Here is a 23,114-nt window from a genome sequence, read left to right as displayed (position 1 = left end):
CCGACGGTGCTGACCGCCGGGAGCAAAACGATCAGCGATCCAGCTGGGCGACCAGTACTTCTGGCCGATGAGAAAACAACTGCAGGAACGCCCCACCCAGTGCACAGCCCGCCATCACGAAGAAGCACACGGTGTAGCCGTTGAGGCTGGTCCAGCCACCGCCCATGCTGATCAACGTCCCCATCAATACCGGTGCGATGCCGCCACCGATGAACATCGCCGTGGTGATGATGCCGTTGGCGGTCGATGTCGCAGAAGGCTGCGCGGAATCAGAGGCAACTGCGTAGTAGATCGGCCAGACCGCGTTGGCGACCAGACCGAACAGCAATTGCACGACGATGATGATCAGTGTCGTGTTGGCGAAGTAGAACGCACCGACACTGACGGCCATCCACAGTCCGCAGATGATCAATGTCACCCGGCGACCGATAATGTCCGACAGCGACGGCCAGACCAGTTGCCCAAGGATGCCGGTCAGCGTGAACACCACGCTCATTCCTGCCGACTCGGCCAGCGACAAGTGAAGTATGTTGTACAGGTACGCAGGCAGGACAATGTTGACGCCCATGTACACCACTTGCGTCAGCATGGTGTTGCCGGCGGTAAGGGCAATATTGCGGTTACTGAGCGTCGCCTTGAACGTTTTCCAGGCCTGGCCTTTGACGTTGGTCGAGGGCGTGCTGTCCGGCGGGGTCATGCCTTTGGCGGCGATGTCCACGTACAGCTTGGTGATACGTTCGGCGGTTGAGTAGCGCGACCAGAAAATCATCAATGGCAGCGCTACCACGAAGGCGAAGAAGAACACGTAGCGCCAGTTTTCTTCACCGAACGTGGTGATCACGAAGCTGGCGACAATACCACTGAGCATCGCGCCGATGGGGTAACCGGTATGGTGAGCGCCCAGAGCAAAACCGCGGCGTTCCACCGGCCACCATTCTGCGGTGTTACTGACGCCTACTGGTTCGCCCCAACCGGCTCCCAGGTTCACACCCACCCGCAAAGCGACGAAGCTGGCCAGGCTTCCACTGAGCGCCTTGAAGCCGGAAAAAAACGAAAGCGCGGTGTAGCCCAGGACCAGCGGCACCTGGAAGCGCGCCCGTTTCCAACCGCCGCCATAACGGTCACTCCAGATCGAACCTGGAATATCCAGGACCGCCAGGGCGAGCATGACGATAGTGGCCAGCGTGCCCCACTCGTCCGCCGATAAGTCGAAGTGCTTGGAGATTGTTGGCCCCAGGCGCAGCACAATCTCGCGGTCATAGGCGTTGAGAATCCAGATCAACCAGCACACCAGTAACGATACCCAGGAGAAACGATGGATCTTGCCCAGCGATGCTTTTTTATTATTTTGCATGGGAGAATCTCCAGGCGTGCCGCGCACGCCCTGTGAAGAGAGTTCAGTTGTCCTTAACGGTCAGGTCCGGTTTGGTGGCCGATCAGCTGGCAAAGCGTTTTTCGGCGATGCCCTTCACACCCAGCCCGGTGATGGCGAACAAAGCACCGCGTTGCTGGCCGTCTTCGGGAAAGCGCGGAAGCGGCGGCTTGGCCATTGAGGTGACAAACAGCGTGTCCAGATTCGGCCCACCGAAGGTCAGGCTGGTGACCTTCTTCACGGGCATATCGATGATGCGATCCACCTGCCCGTCTGGGGTGTAGCGCACCAGTTTTCCGGCGTATACCAACGCCTGCCACAGGCAGCCTTCGGCATCCACAGTGCAGCCATCCGCCGCGCCGCCGGCGGATGTGTCGACCTTGGCGAAGGTCCGACGGTTGGCGACTTTCCCTGTCGCATTGTCGTAGTCATACGCCCAGAGTTCACCAGACCAGGTGTCGGCGAAATAGAACGTTTTGCCGTTCGGGCTCCAGCATGGACCGTTGGACACGATGATGCCTTCGTCCAATGTATGCAGGCTCAGGTCCGGGTCGAGGCGATAGAGTTTGGCACTGGCCTCGTCCTCCTGAGTATCCATCGAGCCGACAATGAATCGGCCCTGACGGTCGACTTTGCCGTCATTGAGTCGATTATTCGGTCGGCCTGGCTCCGGGTCGATGATCAATTCAAGATCGCCAGTCGGCAAGTCGAGGCTATAAAGCCCGTTTTGCAAGGCGACGATCGCCGCGTCGCCGTTCTTGCGCAGGGCCATGGAACCGATTTTCTGCCCGACATCCCAGGCCCGCAGCTCGCGCCCATCCTCGGTGCAACGCAGAACCCGACCGTCGAAACTGTCGATCCAATACAGACGCTGCTGTTCGACATCCCAGACTGGACCTTCGCCCAGCGTAGTCTTCACATCGACGACGATTTCGATACGCATGTTTCACCTCTATCTTGTTGTTATTGAGATGGACGTCCGGCAACTGAAAACAGGGGTTAAAAATTGACCTGGTTCTTGCCCTTTAGGTTGAGCATTTCCCGGGCCTCATCCGGGGTCGCCACTCGTCCCCCTAACGCCTCGATCACCGTGCGAATGCGCTTGACCTGATCGGCGTTGGACGCCGCCAGTTTGCCCGGCCCATCCCACAGCGAATCTTCAAGCCCGACGCGTACATGACTGCCCATCGACAGACCCATCGTGCCCAGGGGAATCTGATTGCGACCGGCGCCCAGTATCGACCACTGGTACCCATCGCCGAACAAGCGGTCAGCCGTGCGGCGCATATGCGCCAGATCTTCAGGGTGACCACCAATGCCACCTCGTAGGCCAAACACCGACTGAATGAAAATCGGCGCTTTAAGCAACCCTCGCTCCAGGAAGTGCGCAGCGGTATACAGGTGGCCGATGTCGTAGCATTCAATTTCAAAGCGGGTGCGGTTTTCAGCACAGGTGTTGAGGATATGAGCAATGTCGCGGAAGGTATTACGGAAAATCCGATCGTCGCTCTCCGCAAGGTACGGCCGCTCCCAGTCGTGCTTGAACTCGGTGAAACGATCGAGCATTTCGTACAATCCGAAGTTCATCGAACCCATGTTCAGCGAAGCCAACTCGGGCTTGAGTTGCGCCACAGGCTGCAAACGCTCCTCCACACCCATGGTTGGCGCACCGCCTGTGGTGATGTTGATCACCACATCACTCTTGGCCTTGATTTGCGGCAGAAACTGGCGGAACAAATCCACATCTTGACTGGGCCTGCCGTCATGAGGATCGCGAGCGTGCAAGTGAACAATCGATGCACCCGCTTCAGCGGCACCGATAGCTGCGTCGGCAATTTCCTGCGGCGTGATTGGCAAATGCGGCGACATCGAAGGTGTATGGATGGCGCCAGTGACGGCGCAGGTGATGATCACCGGACGTTTTTTAGACATGAGTCTTCTCCATTCTTGTTCTTGACGAGAAAGTGGTCAGGGTTGCCCGGCTCCGAATAATGTCCGGCCGTTGTTGCAGCTGAGGTCGAGACGCTTAGAGGTACTCGACGTTGCCATCAACACTGATGGCCTGGCCGGTCACGTTGCGTGCGGCGGGTGAGCATAGGAACAACGCCATGGCCGCGACGTCTTCGGCGGTGACCATGCGTTTGAGCGAGATCTTTTTCAGGTATTCCTCGCGCATCTGGGCTTCAGGCACATTCATTTGTTCGGCGCGGGCACGAATCACACCGGCCATGCGCGGACCTTCGACGATACCGGGCAGCAAGGCGTTGACGCGGATATCGCTTTCGCCCAACTCGGATGCCAGGGACTTCATCAGACCGACAATGGCCCACTTGGTCGCCGCGTACGGCGTGCGCCAGGCGTAACCCAAGCGGCCAGCCACTGAAGCGATGTGGATCAAGTGCGCATTGGGTGACGCCTTGAGCAGCGGCACGGCGTGATGAGCAAAGCGGTATTGCCCGGTGAGGTTGATGTCGACGGTGCGCTGCCACTCTTCGTCGGTGATGGCGTCGATGCCCGCTGTAGGACCTGCGATCCCGGCATTGTTGATCAGTACATCAAGACCGCCGAACTGTTCGCGTTGAACCTTGAACACCGCTTCGATCTGCGACGGGTCACCCACGTCCGCACGGGTGGCGACACTGCTCGGATACCGGTCGCGAAATGCTGCGAGGGCGGCTTCACTGACATCACACACGTGCACCTTGGCACCTGCTTCCATGTAAGCCGCCGCCAGCACTTCGCCAATCCCGGCTGCGCCGCCAGAGATCAGCACCCGCAGACCGGTATAGGGAATCAATCGGTTGAGAACGCTCATGCCTTTTTTACTCCACCAGAGACAGACGACCTTGAACGGCCGTTCTTGACGATCAGGCGCGCCAAGGAGTCAGCGGCCTGCATGATGTCGTCGGTGACCGCCGCTCGGGCCGCAGCCCCATCACGCTCGGCAAGAGCCTCGACGATGCGGTTGTGCGCTTCCATTGAGCGCTGAAGGTGCGCCTTATCGGGTGCAACAAGTGCAAAGCAGGGGCCCATGTGCAGCCAAAAATTTTCCACGGCTGCGATGGTCATTTCAGCTTTCGCAACCGCGTAGATGCGCCGGTGAAAGGCAAAGTTGGTCCACAGATAACGGGGCACATCGACGCTGTCGGCGGCTTGCTGCATTTGATCGCACAGATGACTGATCTCTTTAAGATCGGAGTCCTTGAGAAGAAGGACCGCTTTCTCGGCCAGCAGACCTTCGAGTGCAACCCGGGCATCGCGGATCTCGCGCAGCCGTTCGGGAGTCATCATGCGGACACGCAGACGTGAGGTTTCGGTGACTTCGAAGGCGTTCTCTGCGCTGAGACGATTGAGCGCTTCACGCACCGGCATCGGGCTGGAACCCAGCGCCTCGGCAAGACCGCGGATAGTCAGCTTCTGGCCCGGCTGGAAGCGACCGCTCATCAACGCTTCCCGAATCTGGCGGTAAATCTGATCCTGCAGGGTATCGCGAGAAACCTGACGCATGGTGGGCAGGAGGGTCGGACGATCTGTCATGAGTAGCGCTCACATTTGGCGTTCTTATAGGCCAAATATGTGATCACAAATAACATATGTCAAATTGTTTTTTGCCCTGAACTCGGTGTCAGGGACCCGCGATGACCGGGTCGCGAAAGCGTTTTTACACACTCGCATCAAGTCCAGACCCTGAATGCTGGTTGATACATCATCGAATACATTATTATCAGCCCGCTGTTCGACAGTCCCAAGCCCCGGAATGGTCAGGGCACCCAATGGCATCAGGGAGAGATGGATGTACCTCAATCAAAAGTCCAGCCGCTGTATCTTGCTGGCCGGCGTCTTGGTAATTAGCGGTTGCACTTCGTTTTTGCAGGGTAAGCAGTATGTCGTTCCCGGCCCCGATGAACCCTCCGCAACGGTTCGCCTCAAGGCTGGAAATGGTGCGAGACTGGATGCCATGACGTTCAGTGACAATGGATGCTATGCGGGTTACACCATCCTGCCCTCTAACGGCGACTACATCGAATCTCGGGTCGCCGTGAATAAGGAGCTGATCCTGACCTATGGGCAGGTCGCAGGAAGCAGCGTCTGTCAAATACCGTTCTCCTTCACGCCACAGAACGGCGCCACCTATACCTTGATCCAAGGCTCCTGGAGCAAGCCCAAGGCAGGCATTCTTCCAATCTTCAACCGCGACGAATATTTCTGTGGCGTAGGCGTCGTCAAGAAAGTCGGCGACCAGGAGAGCATCGAACCCATTCAACAGCTTCAAATCAAGACTGGGTTCGCATGCCTGAAGTTCGTTAAATAGGGACACCGCACGGCATCCGCTGCGAGGTGGTTGAACCATTTCGAGCTGATGCCGTTCTCCCCGTACAACGACAGTAGCCTTTTTTAAATGGATTTCTCCCATTCAAGACGGGCGCTCCGGGCTTCCAACTCCTGGATTTTCTGCTGCTCGGGCGTCAGGGTTCTGCTCTGTGGAGTTGCTGCTACACGATATCGCCATCATCCTGGGCAAGCGGACGCGCGGGCGCTGAGGACGATGCTTGACCCTGCGTAACTGCGAGCGGCTGCATGGGCATGCTCTGACCAGGAGCGGCTTGGCCTTGAGAGGTGGCCGCGGGGCGTTGCCTCAAAGCTCCAATGCTTTTGTCCCAGGCCGATTGAGAGGTGCTGCCAATGGCACCAGCAACACTAATGATTCCATCCCCTGCCGCTTGAGCTGCACTTTTTGTGTGGTGGGTCGCTGAAACAGCTGTCTCTTTGGCAAATCTGGCGCCGGTGAGCGATGTCTTGAGTGCAAGCTCACCGCCCTTGACCGCCACCCTGCCAGCGGCATCTGCGCTCCCTTCTACTGCTTTTGGTACATGGGCATCGACAGCAGCGATGGCTTTTTTCGGCACTGACCCACCGAGTGAGGCGCCAGCTGCCCACAGCCCGAAAGCCAGGGTACCCAATACGTTCTTTACACCCTCCGAGGCGGCGGTAGCCGCCATTTTTCCCAGTTCCTTAGACTTGACCAAGTTGGCTGTGGCGGTTGTAGCCGCGCCCATTGCAGAAAAACCGCCAATCAGGAGGCCATTTCCTACAACACTGACCGGGTCCAGTATCTCTTTCAAGGCGTCGCCGCTGATGACTGCATTCAGAGCCGTAGCCGCGCCTTCACCAAGCCGCGCGGAAACCATCTTAACCAGGGCAGTGGCATCGAGATCCTTCAAGGTCTCGAAGTCATCCAGCCATTCGGTATCTTGATCAATAGGCTTATGAGCCTGCCCTTGCGGTACAGCATCCCGACGACCATAGAGCATCGCAGGGTCAGCTAAATGGTTAGTGCGATCGCGGCTTACATTGTAATGCTCAATTGCTATACCCACGATGATAGCCGTGACTGGTCGTAGGGCGGGTTGCAGGATTGCATCCAGGTTCTCTTTGCCAGCAGCCGTCATGGCAAGCGTTGATGCGTACATTGCAGTATTACGCACGGCAAACCCGGTGAGCCACTTATTGGCTTCGTCGAAAGCATTACGCAATGGACCTTTGTCCAACGCCAGCAGCTTTTGCGCTACTGATGCTTGAAGCGCCGGGTGCAGTGTATCGCTCTCGGGTTTAAGGTAATAACCAGGCTTAAAGCCCGCGATCATCTTGTTACCGGCAGCATCCGCCATACCGGCATACAAGCATGACATGGCGTTCTCTATAGCCGCTTGGCGTACTGTATTGCCCTGCTTGCCCGCGACCTGGAGGATGGACGGTTTGAAATTACCGGCCTCGGTAAGTGCCGCAAAGGGCGTGCCCCCCAGCCCTGACTTTATTGACGCAAACAATCTGTCGGCTCTGGCTGCGTTTTTTTCCGCCTTCTCCATGTCATGGACGTTATAGCCCCCTGCCTCTAACCGTTGAGCACGATCATCGCGAATGGCCTTCAGCTCCGCATTGCGGGCGCTTGAAGCAGGGGCAGCGGGTTGATCGGAGCCAGCTTCTGTTTCAAGGTGAGCCTCGAAATGGTTTTGAAGCCGGGTGCTCATCGCTAACCCGATAGAGCCGAGGTTAGGCGAGTGAGAGGTCTGTTGCGTTACTTCCTGCTGTATCTCATCAGGTACACGAGTCAGCTCGCGGCTTGCACGTACATTAGGCGTATCCATGGCGTTATCACTCTTAGTGATCGGCAGATAGAAGAATGCAAATGACTCTGGCAGGAGCGGAGACATCCTTACACCTGAGTGGCCGTGGCGGGAGAAGCGTTCCAAAGGATGTGATAAAAATTAAAACTAAGCGGCTATTTGATATGCGCCAGTTCAAAGCCCAAGTCGTCCAGGGATACCTGCAACCTGGAGCAACGACTTCCAGGTTGGCCATCAATCACCGCATCAACTTCAACTTGATCGGCAAGGGGCTACCGATTTACCAGGATCAATCACCCGCAACCCCGCCGGCCTTCGTAGCGGCGAGCCGCGGATAGATCGCACGCGTGCCCCACGACATCATCACTGCCGGGATCGAAAGCAAAAGGGAATACAAAATGCCGACTGCCAGTAGCGGCCCCGCTTCAGATGTCATCACCACACAGGGAATCTGCCCGAACATTACGATGGGGCCTGCCAACCATCTGCGTGCTTGAAACAGCAGACCCAGGGTCAATGTCAGCACCAGGGACGCAGGATATAGAACAGTCCAAAAACATTGCGCGTCCCAAGGCTCATTCACTCCCGCAGACCATGACGCCGCCAGCCAGAAGCTCACGCTGATGACGCAAGCAACGATCGTCGCCAGCCACATACTTTTCAATAACGGTCTCCCTTCTAAGCTGCACTGCATTAGTCCTCACCCGGTTCGCACATCGGACACCAAGTGAAGAGAAATCCTAGTACTGGAACATAATGTTCCGCGTCTACGGCCCAAGGAAAAGGCTTCGCATTGAATTCTCGACGGGCCTCGGCAGTTTTAGGATGTCGCCCTATCGATGAATGTCGTGGTCTGGAACAGCGCGATGGCTGCCGGCGAAGTGTTGGATGACGTAATGCTCGGCCAATGGGGCGTGGGCTCGTTCCCTTGGGTGCTACTGGTACTGCTGCTGGCCGGTTTTGCTATCGCCCTCCGCGCTCGCGCCCATGGATTCACCCAAGGTGACAGGTACGCAGGCTCGGCGGTTGTCGGTCACTGATTCCTGTCTGTCATTCTGAAACCACAATACGCCACGAACAAGGAAGGCCACGACCAATAAGGATCCTTGACATGTTCCTGTCAGCCTCCGGTCACTCTGACGTCAGATCCTTGCCCCTAAAGTACCCCCAATGACTGCCCTACGGTGCCAGCGTTACAGGCATCAAGGACACATCGCTTTAGCTGAACCTATTGCCATCAGCCGGAAGGAGAAACGCAATGAGCCATCCTGATGCGCACGTCAGTGCTCTTGATCCATTTACTTGGCAATCGACGCTCGACAGCAATCTGGACAGAAAAGGCCTGTTGCTCCGCCTGTTCGCCGAACAGCGATTCATGGCCGCGCAGGTGCGAACCTGCAAGCTGGATCACAGGGACTATCTGCTTTCGCTGATTGATCCGGCATCGACGGTGAACGATGGCACTCGGCACTCATCAAGTGTCGACGGCCATCGAATGCGGAGCGTCATCACCGAAGCGGCAAAGAAAGCTCATTGGGGCAAGCCCCCAAGACATGGTCGGGCGCAAGGCATCGCTGCCCACTATGACGCGCAGACCTGCATGGCGGTCGTTCTCGATATCGAAGTGAGCGACGAAGGCCGCTTGATCATTCATGACGCGGTCGTTGTCGCGGACTTGGGTTTCTTGAAAAATCCTGGTCGCGTGCGCTCGCAGCTCGAAGGCGCTTGCCTGATAGGGATAGCGTTCGTGACATCCTGCGATTTTGAGCCGACCCTCGGAGATACCCGGCCTAAACCTGCCAATCGCACCCGTTGGCCACTCGTCTCATGGCTGCCAGGACAGATCGCGGTGCACCTGATCAATCCCACCGGGGCTCCCGAAGCCGGCCAGCCCAGCCAGACCAGTTACGCACCTGTCGCCCGGGCCTTGTGCAATGCGATTTTGAAGGCCACGGGTAACGGTTCGGTCCGCAGCCAGTCACTCGAAAGATCGGGCGCAAATTAAGTCGCAGTGCTGCGGGCCAGATATCACCATGACTCGGGCAATCCGATTGCCGCACCACAGTCGCCATAGCAAACCAGCTAAATTAAAGCTTCCAGATCAGATGAGGTTTTGCGCCATGCCTTCAGGCTCCAATGTTTTTTTCAACAGCCGCGGGCAACGCGGCGCGGACCTGTTCGTAGAAGTGCTTCGCAGCGAGGGTGTACGTTACGTCTTCGGCAATCCGGGAACAACCGAACTGCCCTTGCTCGACGCCCTCTCAGGCGCCTCAGACATCCAATACATCCTCGGCCTCCAAGAGGCCTCAGTCGTAGCGATGGCCGACGGTTATGCGCAGGCATCCGGTCGCCCCGGCTTCGTCAACCTCCATACGGCCGGTGGACTCGGCAATGCAATGGGCGCAATTCTCAACGCGAAGATGGCAAATACGCCACTTGTCGTCACGACGGGCCAACAAGACACGCGACATGGCGTGACCGACCCGCTGCTCCACGGAGACCTCGTCGCTCTCGCCCGACCGAGCGTCAAATGGGCGGAAGAAATTCATCATCCCGAACACATCCCGATGCTGCTGCGTCGTGCGTTTCAGGACTGTCGCACGGGGCCGGCCGGCCCGGTTTTCCTTTCCCTGCCGATTAACGTGATGGAGCAACACACGGATGTAACGGCCGGCCCGCCATCGCGAATCGAGCGCGGTGCCGTGACCGGGGCGATTGAGGAATTGGCCGCTGCCTTAGCGGCAATTACCCCCGGTTGTCTGGCGATTATCGTTGGAGAAGAAGTGTTCCAGTCGAGCGCGGAAGTTGAAGCCGTGAAGCTCGCCGAAGCACTCGGCGCGCCGGTCTACGGGCCATCCTGGCCCGGGCATATTCCGTTTCCGACGGCTCATCCGCAGTGGCGGGGAACGCTGCCTGCGAAGGCTTCCGATATCAGGGAGACGTTCTCTGACTTCGACGCAGTCTTCCTGCTCGGCGGCCATTCGTTGATCAGCTATCAATATTCCCAGGGCCCCGCTATTCCATCTCACTGTCGCCTTATCCAATTGACCGGCGATGGACACCAATTAGGCAGAGTCCACGAGACAGCGCTAGGGCTGATCGGAGATTTAAGACTCTCCTTGCAAACGCTGTTGCCGATACTGGACAAGAAATTGGTCCCACACCGCGAGGCAATCGCAACGCTGCGAAACGTCGCAGGCCAAGAACGCGATACACGTCGTGCCGACGTCGTCGCTCGCTTCAGTCGCGAATTCAACACGCCGCTGACAACGCCTTTCGTGGCTGCCCACGAGGCTATCCGGGCAATCGGGCCGGACGTCTGGATCGTCGACGAAGCACCCGCCACGATTCCTCATGTCCGTGCCTGCCTGGACTCCCATTCGGCCCGCCAGTATCTTTTTACCCGCAGCGCCATCCTGGGCTGGGGCATGCCGGCGGCTGTCGGTACGTCGCTTGGCCTGGACCGCAGCCCGGTAGTCTGTCTGGTCGGTGATGGCTCGGCAATGTACTCACCGCAAGCACTCTGGACGGCGGCGCATGAACGGCTGCCGGTCACGTTCGTTGTCATGAACAACGGCGAATACAATATTTTGAAGAATTACGCTCGTAGGCAGGCGCACTATCTGAGTGCAAGCACTCACCGGTTCATCGGCATGGACCTCTGCGACCCGGCGATCGATTTCCTGGCCCTCGCCTCTTCCATGGGGATCCCTTCCCGCAGGATCGAGTGCGCCGGCGATATTGCAGGAGCTGTCGAAGAAGGTATTCGCTCAGGCTGCCCGAATCTCATTGAACTACCGATCATGCCCTGAAGGAATGGGTGCACCTTGTCCCTGCTGACACTCATCCCAAACACCACGCACCAGTTCCTTCAGCATCAGCGCCTCGCCCCAGCGATCCGTTACATCGCGCCCATCACTCCCCGTGATCGCATAGGGTGGCGGGCCAAGCTCGCAGGTGAAGGACAGGCTCGCGGGTGTGTTCGGTCGCGCCAGCCAATCCTTGATTCCGTAACGCCACCAGCCCAGAAACCGGTCCAACCAAGGGCGATGCTGGGCGAAGGTCAAGGGCACCTGGACCTGCTCACTATTAGCGACCCGCCCGTGAAAACCCCAACTGTGTCGCAAGATGGTGTGAATCTGTTCGTCGTCTTCGGCAGTGGCCGACTCAGGCAGTTCGCGGCCCACGACGTAATGGGACAAGTCAGCCAACAACTTGAGGTCGGGCATCTGCGCGAGCAAGTCGAGAGTGAACAACAGGTCACTGGTGAGACGATAGCGGTGGGTTTCCAGCAGGATCGGAAAGTCCACCTGCTCGGCCAGACGCTGCCAGCCTTCGATCAGGGTGATCGCCTGTGCCAGCGTGCGCGGCCGGACGTCGGCTTGCAGCGTGAGGTGGTGGCAGCCGTAGCGGGAGGCAACCTCAAGCGCTTGCGCCAAGTCACTCACGGTGCGGGGAAACAGTTGACCCTCGATTTGCAGGCCTTGCGCCTTGGCAGCGGCATGCAGACGTTCGGCCTGTGGCGCAATCCAGAAGTGGTCGGTGATCCCATCGAAGCCAGCAGCGGCAATCTTCTCCACCTGCGCCTCAAGGGAAAGATCGCATTGACCACGGTGATCTTGCATGGCCCACAGGGACTGAAATACCAGAAATTCACGCATGTCTGGGCCTTAGCAGATGTTTGAGCGACACATCGGCGTCGGCCAATGCGTCCACAGAGAGTGGGGTCAAGTTGGCAATCAGTCGTTCACACAACTTGATGTCCTTGGCAACGCTGTTGCCCTGCCCCCAACCGCAGGCGCCTTGCAAACGTTGCTCGGTGTCCAGGTAGAACAGCAGCAGACCACCGTTTGCCAGGATGCGCACGGCCGAAGGTGGCGTCGGTGAGATCACGCCCACCGTCTGCAAGCCCCAGTCGTACTGATCAGACCAGAAGCCGGGAACCCCCTCGAACGGCAACTCGCCGCCCAACAGATTCAATGCCGCGTGACGGCCCTGGGTCTCGGCATTGCGCCAGGTTTCCTGGCGCTGGAATAACGCGTCGGCGTGCAGGCGAAACTCACACACATCGCCGGCGGCAAAGATGTCTGGCGCGCTGGTGCGCAACTGGGCATCGACTCGAATTCCCTGGCCCACCTCAAGCCCCGCCGCCGCGGCCAGTTCGATGTTGGGTTGCATGCCGATACCGACCACCACCCAGTCACAGGGCAGCACTTGGCCGTCCACCAGTTGCACCGCCTCAGCGCGTTCGATGCCTTGTACAATTTCAAGCGCTACGTTCAGCCGCACGTCCACGCCCTGCTGCCGATGCAACTCCAACAAGGCCTGGGATACGGCTTCAGGCAAGACTCGCCCGGCCAGTCGTGGCCCGGCTTCCAGCAACGTCACCTGACAGCCCAGGGTTCGAGCCGTTGCCGCGACTTCGAGGCCGATAAAGCCACCGCCGACAATCACCAGGCGCGTGCCGGGCCTCAATGCGCTGCGCAGGGCCAGGGCTTCGTCATGGGTGCGCAGGTAGAGCACGTTGGCCAGAGATTCAGGCGCCTGGGGCAAGCGACGCGCTCTCCCTCCGGTCGCCAGCAGTAATCGGCTGTAGGACAGCCAACGTCCGTCGGTCAATTGCAGGCGGTGGTGCTGCGGATCCAGACTTTTTACCGGGTTGCCCGCCAAGTGGTCGATGTTCAGTTCCGTGAGCCGGCTCTCCCCCCACAGGCTGCAATCGTCCAGGTCCATTGTGCCCTGCAGCAAGCCCTTGGACAGCGGAGGACGCTCGTACGGCCGATGGAGTTCATCGCCGATCAGGATCAGCCGACCGGTATAACCCTGCTCGCGCAAGGTCAGCGCCGCGCGGCCACCGGCATGGCCGGCGCCGACGATAATCAATGGAGCATTCATGGCGTGCACTCCTGGCGGTCAGGCCGAAATGGCGAGCAGAACCCGCCCTCCGTCGACCCGTACCGGATAGGTCTTGAGATTGACGCACACTGGCGCCCCCAGGGCTTTGCCGTTGCGATAGTCAAAGCGCCCGTTGTGCTTGGGGCACTCGATGACGTGGTCCATCACCAGGCCGTCAGCCAGGTGGATCGACTCGTGAGTACACAGGCCAGCAGTGGCAAAAAACTCGTTGTCAGCAGATCGGTAGATGGCATAGGTATGCGGACCGTGGTCGAAGCGAATGACGTCTTCTTCATTGATTTCGCCCACGGCGCATACATCGATCCATTGATCGTTCATGGCGTTTTCTCTTGTTCGGGATACAGCCGGAAGGTGTCAGCCCAGCGTGGCTTCAGCCTGTGGATGAGCGTCGGTGGCAGGCCTTGAGCTACCGACGGGGCGTCGCACGAAATACGTCGGGTCCTTACGCTGCTTCAAGAGGGTCGGAATGATTTCCTTGAAGGCCTCGCCTATGTTGGCGTAAGGCGGCGGGCAATCGTGGCGGATCTCTTCATGGAGTTGCGCCAGGGCGTGGTACGGCACCATCGGGTACATGTGGTGCTCAAGGTGATAATTCATGTTCATGTACAGAAAGCGCAGTACCCGGTTCATATAGATGGTGCGGCAGTTGCTGCGGTGGTCCAGCACGTCTTCCGCCAGGCCCACATGTTGGGTGAGGCCAAACAGGTAGGACAACCAGCCGCCATACAGGATGGGCAGGCCGATATACATCAGCGGCAACCAGCTGTGCAGGTAAAGCGCCGCACCAAAGACAACGGCGTAAATCACGAGCCAGATACGGGCCGCCAGGAACACCTTGGACCATTCGGACTCAGGGATGAACGTCTGTTCCTGGGCATCCATTTTGCCAACCGCGTGCCGGCACACGCCTCCCATCGTCTTCAGCAGCAACGGGATCTGGAACAGGCTCAGCAGCATCATGAACAAGCTCGGTGGACGCGGTTCGACGATTTCCGGATCGCGGCCGACGACGATGGTGTCGGTATGGTGCCGGGCATGGCTCCAGCGCCACACATGGGGCTCGAACATGCACATGAAGCTCGCCACCTGGTAGAGCGCATCATTCATCCAGCGGGTCTTGAAGGCGGTGCCGTGACCGGCTTCATGCCAGCGCGGGTTGGAGGCGGTGGCGTACAAAACCCCATACGCAAGGAAAAACGGCACACAAGCCCAAGTGCCCCAGAACCAGTAGCCGCCGAAACCGGTAACCACCAGGGTCAGCAGCCAGATGGCGGTGTCGAGCAAGGCCGGGCCGTCGCGGCGTTGCATCAGTTGCTTCATGCGTTGACGGGAAATGGGCGACTGGTACCAACTGGCCGATACAAGACCTTTTTCGGCCGCGCGGACGGCTTCAGGGCCGGTCAGGCGATAGTCCCGGGGAGAGGCTGTGTTGTCTTGAGGCATTGTTATTGTTCTCCGCAAGCGTGAGATGTCAGGTGCTTTGCGTAAAAAAATATAGAGAGCGTGGAAGGTCCCCTCAAGGTCTTGAATACATTCCCTATCAAGCTATCATCCAGCTCCTACAGGGCTTGATAGTTTTCTATCAAGACGCGTTGAAGGCTCATCATGAATAACAATAAACGCCCCACCATCGCCACGGTCGCCGAACACGCAGGCTTAAGTGTCGCCACCGTCGACCGCGTGCTCAACGCTCGCGCCCCGGTTAATCCAGCCACTGCCGAACAGGTGCTTCAGGCCGCCGAAGCCGTGGGTTATTTTGCCGCGCGGCTGATCGGCCAGCGCATTCTCGAACGTCGCCCCACGTACCGCTTCGGCATCCTGCTGCTGGGCACAGCCCAGGCGTTCTACGCCAACCTGGCCCAAGCCATCGCCGAGGCCGCGCAGCGCCAGGCCGGGGCCAACCTGACCTGCCAATTCGAATACGTTTTTGATCGCACCCCCAGCGCCATCATTGCCCAGATCGAACAGTTGGCGGTGCAATGCGACGGCCTGGCGGTGGTCAGCTTCGCCCACCCGCAGATCAACGCCGCCCTTGCCCAGATTCGCGAGGCCGGCGTGCCCGTGGTGGCATTGTTGTCGGGCATTCATGAGGCGGCGGCCGAGCCCTATGTCGGCCAGGACAATCAGGTAGTCGGGCGCACGATGGGGTGGCTACTGGCCCGCACCTGTGGCGCGCGCAAAGGCAGCATCGGCGTTCTGCTCGGTGGCCATCGCTTTCTTGGTCACCAGGAGCGGGTCGAAGGTTTGCACAGCTACTTGGCCGAACACGCACCTGGGCTGCGCCCGCTGGAGCCGCTGATCAATCTGGACAACTGCGACATCACCGAAGAAGCGACCCTCGACCTCCTGGTTCGGCATGACGATTTGCGCGGGCTATGCGTGGTAGGTGGCGGTGGCGACGGGATTATCAACGCGTTGGCGCAACTGCCCAAGCGCCCGACGCTGTGCTGCATTTTGCAGGAGTCCACTGAGCTGTCACGCCAAGCCCTGGCCCAGGGTTTGGTCGACGTGGTGATCGACTCTCAGCCGCGCCAGACTGCAACGGCGCTAGTGAATCTACTGGTGGAATTGCAGACTGCGGAGCAGTTCGATCCTGTGCGTCACCGGGTGCATATTCCGCTGCAGATTGTGACATCGGAGAATTCCCAAAGCTGATGAGCTGGCGGCACAACCTGTTCGGCCCTTGATGGCGCGGTTAACCGCCACTTACTACGGCTTCAGCTGACTTCTGCACATTCAATCCCGCCCCCCTCGACGCTCGGCAACACAGTGGCAGACGGGCAGACCTCCCAGGGTAATTCGCGCGACCTTTCTGCTGATGCCTGTCGGATCTATGTCACAGCCTGGCCAGTGAAACAGGCACAAAAAAAGCCACTCATCTGAGTGGCTTTTTTCTGAATCTTGGAGCGGGAAACGAGGCTCGCATCTGGTGTCCGACTCATTGAAATCCAAGGGGTTTCTTTTCTTGCCAGAGCAGGAAAAGACTCGATTCTGGACTTGTTTTTTGAGGGTATCAAGGCACATCGCCGCTCAGTTAATCGTCATGGCAGCGGCGAACCCGACATCAACGACGGGCAGACGCTAGGCAGAGTTAAGAGCGAGGATTGGAGGGATATTTCCGGGTCACCGTCCAAGGCCGTAGGGGCCAAGGACGGTGAAGAGTTCATAGACCCGGTTTCCGGCGGATCATAAGGCTGCTCCGCTTAAGTGACCAGCATTACGCCAATGCGGGGCTTTTTGTTTGGACAGGCTCAATCATCTGCCCCAGCGTCATCAAACAGTTGCTTGTCGAGATTCAAGACCTTGTCCATCACCTCCTGAGGACTGCCCTTACCCTCGACGGTATGGGTCTTGTAGTTGAAATCGAGTGCTATCCAACCCTGCAGCTTCGCCTCGTAACTATTAGGATATTGTGCCTGCACAATAACGGGCAAACCCTTGTAATGTTCAAGGGCTGCAGTAAAGAATTCCGTCAGTTTCCCGGTTCCGTTATATTCCGCCATAGCATTGGCAACAACCTTCTGCCGCCAAGCAGATTCCTGATCGAATGACTCTCTCCACGCCGCGCGGCGTTCATTAGTCGTAAAACTTCCACTGTCATCATAGATAATCAATGAGAGCTGATCGCTCGACATACCCGCAAATGGATTTTTACCACTGCCATTGACGAACTGCGTTGCATTGGCCGCACGAGCCAATAACACAGGGTCCTGAGTGTCAGGCACTTCAGCATCATTGGCTTTTTTGTTGATAAAATAGCCATCACCGGAAATCTTGCTCAAAAGCTCATTCGCTTTCGCGCCAAGCTCTTTCCTGCTCAAACTCGAATCTCTAGCCGCCGCACGCGCGGCACTCTCACTCAACTGCACAGAGAGTGAAGAAAGGCTACTGGTATCTTTCTGACTGCCACTCGCAGAGTTTTCAGTTGTCACCTGACTTTTCGTCAGCGATTCATTTTGGTTCGCCGCCACATTGGAAACCTGCGAACCAGAAAACGCATTTGAATTAATTGAACCGACCAAGATAATGTCCTCCCTGTTATCAGCCATCCCTGAAAACGTGGCTAGTAAATTTATTATCGGCAGCACTCAAAAAGACTGTAATGCTTCATGTGACGCTATTCCAAAGCATCAACCATCTGTCATGGACATCGGCGAACCTTCTACGTCTTGCGCAAAAAACGATCGAGCACGTTTTTTGTGATCATCACGGTGTAAATGTCTGCCTGCATAAGCCCATGCACCCATTCGCACGTGGCAGCGGTAAAGACCTCACCTCGACCTTTATGAAAGTGCACCACCATGCCGGCCCCGCGGCTGTGCAGATCGATGCTGGCCTCGCTAAGGCCGGGCGCCAGGATGGAAGCACGAAACCGAGCATCACCATCGCCGAGCATGAATGAATAGGCATCCTCGGATCGGCCGTGCTCGGCATTGGTCGCCCAGCCCATGGCGAGGATTTGCAATCCGCGGGGTGCACCGTCTGTGCCGAGCGGTTCAGGGAGGCCGTCGACAAACGTGTATTCCAGGCCATCCACCTCATAACCAAAGATGTTGGCTTCGTCTCCGAACATGTCCGCGTAACCCAGGCCCGTCCCCATAAACGCCCAGTGCTGGGGCCTGAAGACCGTATACCCACGCGGGTTGCGCGGTGCCATTGCTCCAAAGCCTACATATATCCCCCGCAATGCATTGACCCCAAACGTTCTCGCCCCGGGGTGATTCACCCTCGGATCTTCCCAGGCGCCAGTGAGCCGAGGTGGGTCAGTCGCCGCCACAGGATCAAGCGCGCCGGCATCGTACTTGTAGGCCACCTGCCGCTGGCCCTCATCCTCCAAGCGGATCTGCCACATGAAATTGCCAGCAAAACGCGCGACCTTGCCACCTCCCTCGACAAAGGCGTCGACATGGTCGCGCATTTCCCACGTCCAGTATTCGTCGTGCCCCGCGAAAACGGCGCAGGTGTAGCCCTCAAGAGCGTGCGGGTCGTGATGCAAATCGTCCTGGGTCAGGATATCGACCGTGTAACCTTGCTGTTCGGCCCAGACAACAAAAGGTCTTTCGTAGGAGGCCCACCCCGCCAGCGCGTAGTACTTGGCGTAGCCGTTAAGGGATGCCCATTCGATGAACTCGTAGCGCGCCGGCCCGGGTTGGCGCTGCCGGGTCGCGTTGACGGAACGCGGGGCATCCTCCGGCAGCCAGACCTGCCCTCGCGCCCAGGGGCGCTGTGCCGACAGCAACGGCGCGCGGCCACGGGGCGTGCCGGGGTGGAGACCGAAGTAATGGTTAGCGCCGCCCCAGTCGTTATAAGCGGCCCAGGTCGATGTGGCCGCGACGAGCACCAAGGCATCGGCGCGCTTGTGCGCCGTCTTGACGATGAACAGGTGATGCCCGAGGACACTATCAGCGCTATCCCGTACTTCCACTACGTAGCCACCCGGCTCGGCATCAGTTGGGATTGACCACCGCATGAATACCGGCCATTGGCACCCATGCTCATAGGCACGCTCGGGCAACGGGTGGAATAGAGCTTCAAGGCTGTCGGTTTCATGCAGCGTGCGAGCGATGGCTCCATCACGATAGATCCTGAGTCTCACTTGCGGGCAGTTCGAAGACAGATACAGGCACACCGAACCACCCGGGTTATAGGAGCGGCGATCCGAGTAGCACCAAGCGGCCGCCGGGCCCGACTCGGAAGGGACTTCGACCCAGGTTTCTCGCGCGGCCTGACGTGGCCCCGACGTCTGGCTGACGGTCACGCTCGCGCCCGGTCGTTCACCTCGTGCAGCAGCGTTTTTGAGGTCTGTTGAGTTCATTGAATCGCACTCCTTGGGGTTCGCTGATCCTGCGGATCGACAAGCCAATTGATTTAGTCCTGAGAGGCCATCGACGGCCGTGAGCCAGCAGTCACTCGAGCGCCGGGCGCCTCGATGTGCGCAAGATCGATGCCCGCCGTTTCGTCGATAAGAAAACCTGCCAGGACGGTGACCAGGCCCAACCCCATGACGTAGCAGATATACAGATAGCCAAGGTCGGCGCCGCTGAGGTAGCTGTGTAAATAGGGGGCGGTGCCGCCAAAGATCGCCACCGAAACCGACGACACCAACCCAACGCCCTGCGCCCGTGCCTGGGTCGGCACCTGCTCCGACAGCACGGCGGGGAAAATCGCCGCGATCAACGACCAGGCCCCAAGGCCCACGACCTGGGCCAGGAACAGCGTGTAGGGTTCAGTGGTCACCATTATCGAGATGGGATAAGTCAGTAGGATCACGCCCAGGCCCCAGGCAATGACCATGGGTTTGCGACCGAAACGATCGGACAGCATTCCGCAGATTGGCAGCCAGCACACACAGAGGATCTGCGCCAGAAGGCTGGCCATGTAGGCACCCGTAGCGTCCATGCCGTGGGCGATCGCCGTCGAAGCGCCAAACGTGACCCAAGCGTAGTAGGTGACGTTAGCGGCCGCTGCGAGCATGACGATGTTGCGCGCGACTCGCAGCATCTCCCCCCTGGACAACTTGCGCAGCGGCCGAGCCAGGCCCTGCTGCTCTACGAACACATGGGACTCTTGCGCACCGCGACGCAAAAACAGCGCGTAGATACCCAGTAGCCCACCGACGGCAAAGCCGATCCGCCAGCCATAGTCAGCCATCGCCTGCGCGCCCAGCAGCCAGGTCAACGCCGCCGCCATGGCCGTCGCCGCCATCACCCCCAGTGTCACCCCGACATAGACTGAACTGGACCATAAGCCACGGTGTTTGCTTGGGGCGATCTCGGCGACATAGGTGTAGGAAACCCCTGTTTCGCCGCCATGGGCGAGCCCCTGCATGAGCCGGAAAAACAGCAGCGCGACCGAGGCATACAGGCCAATGCTTTGGTAGTCAGGGATAACCGCGATACCAAGGCTGCTGATCGCCAGTAACAACATCGTGATCACCATGATGGTCTCCGGCGCCCCAATCGGTCGCTCAGCCGGCCAAACAACCACCCGCCGATGGGACGAGCGACAAACCCCACCGCAAACACCGCAAGGGTCGCGAGCATCGCTGAGCGGGCATCGGTTTTGTCGAACAGATTGCTTGCCAGGTACACCGAAAAGGTCGCGTACAGCGTCCAGTCGAACCATTCGAGCGCATTGCCTATACCTGCCGCGCGCAAGGATTTCAGGCGTCCTTGGTGGGACGTCGCATTGTTCATGTTTTATCTCCGGGTTACGGACGGTATCGGGGTGGCTTGGAGAGCCGGATCAAAGGTGCAGTGCCGGCCTGACCTGGGCACCGCCACCAGCAGAAGGGACTCGGACACGCCACGCAATCAGCAACGCGGCCAGCAGCATCAGCACGGCCGCCGCTACGAATACGCCTGCGCTGCCACCGAGGCTGAACATCGCACCGCCAGCGGCGGCGCCGGTTGCGATGGCCGACTGCACAGAGGCTACCACCATCCCCCCGGCGCTTTCCGCCTGATCAGGTATTGCGCTGGCGACCCAGTTCGACCACGCCACCGGCACACCACCAAAGGCCAGTCCCCAGACCGCCAGCAGTACCACTTGCCCCGGCACCGAGGCCGGCAACAGCACCAACGCCAGTGCGGCAACGCCCACCAGCGCGGGCATCAACACCAAGGTGGCCAGTGGGTGACGCTCAAGCAGCCACCCGGCCAACAGCGTGCCGCCGAAGTTCGCCACACCGAAACCCAGCAGCATCAGTGACAGCCCTTGCGGGCCGATGCCGGTAGTGCCCTCGATAAATGGCCGAACGTAGGTGAACATCGCGAAATGGCCGCTGTGCACCAGCACACAACCGAACATACCCATGGCGATGCCCGGGCGCGTCGCAACACTTCGAGTACGGTGCGCAGGCGTGCCGGCGTGCGCGGCGCAAGGCGCGGCAGCGTGAACGACTGGAAAGCCAGGGTCACCACACCGACCGCCGCCGCTGCAAAGAACGCGCTGCGCCAGCCATATAAGCCGCCCAGGTAACTGCCCAGCGGGACCGCAACCACCGTCCCGACGGCAATGCCGCTGAAAATAATCGAGAGCGCTCGAGGCAACAACGCCCCCGGTACCAAGCGCATCGCCACCGCTGCCGCCATGCTCCAGAATCCGCCGAGGGCGATACCCAGCAAGATACGCATCACCAATAGCACCGCGAAACTGGAGGAAACGGCGACCAGAAGATTGGATGCGATCATCAACGTGGAAAAACCCAGCAGCACCCAGCGGCGGTCGATACCGCGGGTCAGGCCTGGCACCAACAAGCCCGCGAACAGTGCCACCACGGCTGTCACCGTTACCGCCTGTCCCGCCAGCGCTTCGGACACGCCCAGATCGGTAGCCATCGGCGTCAACAGGCTGGCCGGAAGGTACTCAGCGGTGAGCAATCCGAACACACCCATTGCCAACGAGAACACTGCCATCCACGCAGGGGTTGCAGGCTCTGCATCCAGCCCGACGCCGGGCCGGCTGTCAGATACGGCATTACAAACACAGTCATTCATTGCACGGATCTCCCAATCTTAATCGCGACCCGCAGTCTAGGCGCGGGAATCTGGATGATCTATGATCGAAAAACTCGTTTTTTTGACTAAAACACCGAACAATGCGCCTGCGTGGCGTCGAGTACCGGCGTATCCAAGCCGGTCCAGCCTTCGGCCTGAGCTTTGCCGACAAACCTGGGCATGCCTGGTTTCACTTCCTGGCGGTCGGCAATGCGGTGCTGCGGATGGAGGACGGGACAACGTACGCACTGTCTGCCGGCAACGCCGTATTCATCGCCCATGGCGCGGCCCATCAACTGCTTTCTCATACGGACGTGCCTGTTCAGGACATCGACCGTTTAGACGGCGCTCCCCTCGGTGATACGGTCAGCGCGGTGGATACCGGAACCGATGCCAGCCCCACGCCGACCACCATTTTGTTCAGTGGCTGCATGGAGTTTGAACTGGGCAGTATCCATGGCCTTGGCAGGCTGATGCCGGGTCTGATGCTGATTGATGCCGGCGGCCAGCGTTACCCCGGGCTGGTGCCTATCCTGACCACCATGGAACGCGAGGTCAGCGCCGCCCGTGTCGGCTTCGCCGGTATCCTCGCGCGTTTGGCCGATGTGGTGGCCGCCATGGTCGTTCGCAGTTGGGTGGAGTGCGCCTGCGGCAATGCCTCTGGCCTGGTCGCTGCATTACGCGACCTACGCTTGGCAAGCGCGCTTCTCGCGCTCCATCAACAACCGGGACGCGACTGGACCGTTGCGCAGTTGGCGGAGCAATGCAATACCTCTCGCTCGGTCTTCGCAGACCGTTTCCAGGCGACTATTGGCATGGCCCCACTGCGCTACGTGACTGAGTTGCGGATGCGGCTTGCGAGCCAGTGATTGACGCTCGAAAGGCTGCCGATTGAAAAGGTGGCGCAGCGCTTGGGTTATACCTCTCAGGCCGCGTTCAGTCGCGCATTCAAGCGCATTACGGGCAAGACGCCTGGGTTAAGTCGTCAGTCGAGGCGGTCTACTGTTTCCTGAAGCCGAGCGGGAGCCACCGAGCACTTTGAAATTCAAAGTGCTCGGTGGCTAGCGTTCAAATCTCCTAAACGCTGAATGCATTCTTTCACTCGCAGCCTCTACAGAATGATCGCGTTCGCCCAAAAGCGGACAGTGAGCGCCACGTATTTGCCTAAGGCCTATCGCGTGAGTAGAATGCGATTAATTATCA

At 59.0% G+C, this 23,114-nt stretch carries 21 protein-coding genes and 3 pseudogenes; 6 read left to right on the top strand and 18 right to left on the bottom strand.

Features of this window, described 5'->3' with window-relative positions:
• Nucleotides 1–31 precede the first annotated feature (31 nt).
• The 5 genes from PSH84_RS16000 to PSH84_RS15980 form a co-directional block, all read right to left on the bottom strand.
• Nucleotides 32–1,354: an MFS transporter gene (locus PSH84_RS16000; RefSeq protein WP_305470552.1), complete on the bottom strand. Its 1,323-nt coding sequence runs from the start codon at nucleotides 1,352–1,354 to the stop codon at nucleotides 32–34.
• 82 nt (nucleotides 1,355–1,436) lie between these two features.
• Nucleotides 1,437–2,315 (bottom strand): SMP-30/gluconolactonase/LRE family protein, encoded by an 879-nt coding sequence (locus tag PSH84_RS15995; RefSeq protein WP_305481363.1) that lies wholly within the window; start codon nucleotides 2,313–2,315, stop codon nucleotides 1,437–1,439.
• Nucleotides 2,316–2,371: 56 nt separating this feature from the next.
• The gene (gene kce / locus PSH84_RS15990) at nucleotides 2,372–3,304 is read right to left on the bottom strand and encodes a 3,5-dioxohexanoate:acetyl-CoA acetone transferase (protein ID WP_305481362.1); all 933 of its coding nucleotides are present in this window, start codon (nucleotides 3,302–3,304) and stop codon (nucleotides 2,372–2,374) included.
• Between the two features lie 94 nt (nucleotides 3,305–3,398).
• Nucleotides 3,399–4,187, bottom strand: coding sequence for an SDR family oxidoreductase (locus tag PSH84_RS15985; protein ID WP_305481361.1), 789 nt, complete (start codon nucleotides 4,185–4,187; stop codon nucleotides 3,399–3,401).
• On the bottom strand, nucleotides 4,184–4,909 hold the full coding sequence (locus PSH84_RS15980; protein WP_305481360.1) for a GntR family transcriptional regulator: 726 nt from the start codon (nucleotides 4,907–4,909) through the stop codon (nucleotides 4,184–4,186). Before PSH84_RS15980 ends, PSH84_RS15985 begins: the two co-directional genes overlap by 4 nt.
• Nucleotides 4,910–5,165: 256 nt before the next feature.
• Between PSH84_RS15980 and PSH84_RS15975 the strand changes: the two genes are divergently transcribed.
• Complete coding sequence (locus PSH84_RS15975; RefSeq protein WP_122568254.1) at nucleotides 5,166–5,684, top strand: hypothetical protein; 519 nt, start codon at nucleotides 5,166–5,168, stop codon at nucleotides 5,682–5,684.
• Between the two features lie 70 nt (nucleotides 5,685–5,754).
• On the opposite strand, the pseudogene PSH84_RS29020 reads toward PSH84_RS15975, so the two are convergent.
• From PSH84_RS29020 to PSH84_RS15965, 3 genes and pseudogenes are all read right to left on the bottom strand, one after another.
• Nucleotides 5,755–5,872 (bottom strand): annotated as a pseudogene (locus tag PSH84_RS29020) (IS3 family transposase); the annotation flags it as partial.
• Nucleotides 5,866–7,584: a RopAA-2 gene (locus PSH84_RS15970; protein ID WP_305470549.1), complete on the bottom strand. Its 1,719-nt coding sequence runs from the start codon at nucleotides 7,582–7,584 to the stop codon at nucleotides 5,866–5,868. The pseudogene PSH84_RS29020 and the gene PSH84_RS15970, both read right to left, overlap by 7 nt.
• A 202-nt stretch (nucleotides 7,585–7,786) precedes the next feature.
• The gene (locus tag PSH84_RS15965) at nucleotides 7,787–8,161 is read right to left on the bottom strand and encodes a hypothetical protein (RefSeq protein ID WP_305481359.1); all 375 of its coding nucleotides are present in this window, start codon (nucleotides 8,159–8,161) and stop codon (nucleotides 7,787–7,789) included.
• 160 nt (nucleotides 8,162–8,321) lie between these two features.
• Between PSH84_RS15965 and PSH84_RS15960 the strand changes: the two are divergent.
• The 3 genes and pseudogenes from PSH84_RS15960 to PSH84_RS15950 all read left to right on the top strand — a co-directional run.
• Nucleotides 8,322–8,537: pseudogene (locus tag PSH84_RS15960) on the top strand (MFS transporter); the annotation flags it as partial.
• Nucleotides 8,538–8,755: 218 nt separating this feature from the next.
• Nucleotides 8,756–9,502 carry a hypothetical protein gene (locus tag PSH84_RS15955; RefSeq protein WP_305470547.1) on the top strand — a complete coding sequence of 249 codons (747 nt, stop codon included), beginning with the start codon at nucleotides 8,756–8,758 and terminating at the stop codon, nucleotides 9,500–9,502.
• Nucleotides 9,503–9,617: 115 nt separating this feature from the next.
• On the top strand, nucleotides 9,618–11,309 hold the full coding sequence (locus PSH84_RS15950; RefSeq protein WP_305470546.1) for a thiamine pyrophosphate-binding protein: 1,692 nt from the start codon (nucleotides 9,618–9,620) through the stop codon (nucleotides 11,307–11,309).
• Here PSH84_RS15950 and PSH84_RS15945 read toward each other — a convergent pair.
• The 4 genes from PSH84_RS15945 to PSH84_RS15930 are packed head-to-tail and all read right to left on the bottom strand — an operon-like array spanning nucleotide 11,292 to nucleotide 14,856.
• Nucleotides 11,292–12,158, bottom strand: a complete 867-nt coding sequence (locus PSH84_RS15945; RefSeq protein ID WP_305470545.1) for a sugar phosphate isomerase/epimerase family protein — start codon at nucleotides 12,156–12,158, stop codon at nucleotides 11,292–11,294. The genes PSH84_RS15950 and PSH84_RS15945 overlap by 18 nt on opposite strands.
• Nucleotides 12,151–13,401 carry an NAD(P)/FAD-dependent oxidoreductase gene (locus PSH84_RS15940; protein ID WP_305470544.1) on the bottom strand — a complete coding sequence of 417 codons (1,251 nt, stop codon included), beginning with the start codon at nucleotides 13,399–13,401 and terminating at the stop codon, nucleotides 12,151–12,153. The genes PSH84_RS15945 and PSH84_RS15940 overlap by 8 nt, the downstream gene beginning before the upstream one ends.
• Nucleotides 13,402–13,410: 9 nt before the next feature.
• Nucleotides 13,411–13,731: a MocE family 2Fe-2S type ferredoxin gene (locus PSH84_RS15935; protein ID WP_076384093.1), complete on the bottom strand. Its 321-nt coding sequence runs from the start codon at nucleotides 13,729–13,731 to the stop codon at nucleotides 13,411–13,413.
• Nucleotides 13,732–13,767: 36 nt separating this feature from the next.
• Nucleotides 13,768–14,856 carry a fatty acid desaturase family protein gene (locus tag PSH84_RS15930; RefSeq protein ID WP_305470543.1) on the bottom strand — a complete coding sequence of 363 codons (1,089 nt, stop codon included), beginning with the start codon at nucleotides 14,854–14,856 and terminating at the stop codon, nucleotides 13,768–13,770.
• A 162-nt stretch (nucleotides 14,857–15,018) separates the two neighbouring features.
• Here PSH84_RS15930 and PSH84_RS15925 point away from each other — a divergent pair, with 162 nt between their 5' ends.
• A complete protein-coding gene (locus PSH84_RS15925) occupies nucleotides 15,019–16,068 on the top strand; it encodes a LacI family DNA-binding transcriptional regulator (RefSeq protein ID WP_305470542.1) in 1,050 nt (349 codons plus the stop codon).
• A gap of 596 nt (nucleotides 16,069–16,664) precedes the next feature.
• On the opposite strand, the gene PSH84_RS15920 is transcribed toward PSH84_RS15925, so the two are convergent.
• From PSH84_RS15920 to PSH84_RS15895, 6 genes are all read right to left on the bottom strand, one after another.
• Nucleotides 16,665–17,435, bottom strand: a complete 771-nt coding sequence (locus PSH84_RS15920) for a hypothetical protein (RefSeq protein WP_305470541.1) — start codon at nucleotides 17,433–17,435, stop codon at nucleotides 16,665–16,667.
• Nucleotides 17,436–17,575: 140 nt separating this feature from the next.
• A complete protein-coding gene (locus PSH84_RS15915) occupies nucleotides 17,576–19,228 on the bottom strand; it encodes a N,N-dimethylformamidase beta subunit family domain-containing protein (protein ID WP_305470540.1) in 1,653 nt (550 codons plus the stop codon).
• 53 nt (nucleotides 19,229–19,281) lie between these two features.
• The gene (locus PSH84_RS15910; protein WP_305481358.1) at nucleotides 19,282–20,352 is read right to left on the bottom strand and encodes an MFS transporter; all 1,071 of its coding nucleotides are present in this window, start codon (nucleotides 20,350–20,352) and stop codon (nucleotides 19,282–19,284) included.
• On the bottom strand, nucleotides 20,346–20,609 hold the full coding sequence (locus tag PSH84_RS15905; protein WP_305481357.1) for a hypothetical protein: 264 nt from the start codon (nucleotides 20,607–20,609) through the stop codon (nucleotides 20,346–20,348). The genes PSH84_RS15910 and PSH84_RS15905 overlap by 7 nt, the downstream gene beginning before the upstream one ends.
• 49 nt (nucleotides 20,610–20,658) lie before the next feature.
• Nucleotides 20,659–21,183 (bottom strand): MFS transporter, encoded by a 525-nt coding sequence (locus PSH84_RS15900; protein WP_305481356.1) that lies wholly within the window; start codon nucleotides 21,181–21,183, stop codon nucleotides 20,659–20,661.
• Nucleotides 21,117–21,911: an MFS transporter gene (locus tag PSH84_RS15895; protein ID WP_305481355.1), complete on the bottom strand. Its 795-nt coding sequence runs from the start codon at nucleotides 21,909–21,911 to the stop codon at nucleotides 21,117–21,119. Before PSH84_RS15895 ends, PSH84_RS15900 begins: the two co-directional genes overlap by 67 nt.
• Nucleotides 21,912–22,012: 101 nt before the next feature.
• Between PSH84_RS15895 and PSH84_RS15890 the strand changes: the two are divergent.
• A pseudogene (locus PSH84_RS15890) lies at nucleotides 22,013–22,924 on the top strand (AraC family transcriptional regulator).
• Nucleotides 22,925–23,114: the final 190 nt, after the last annotated feature.

This window comes from Pseudomonas beijingensis, assembly GCF_030687295.1.
Classification (GTDB): domain Bacteria; phylum Pseudomonadota; class Gammaproteobacteria; order Pseudomonadales; family Pseudomonadaceae; genus Aquipseudomonas; species Aquipseudomonas beijingensis.
The sequence above is the reverse complement of the archived record's forward strand: the minus strand, read 5'-3'. Positions and strand labels throughout refer to the sequence as shown.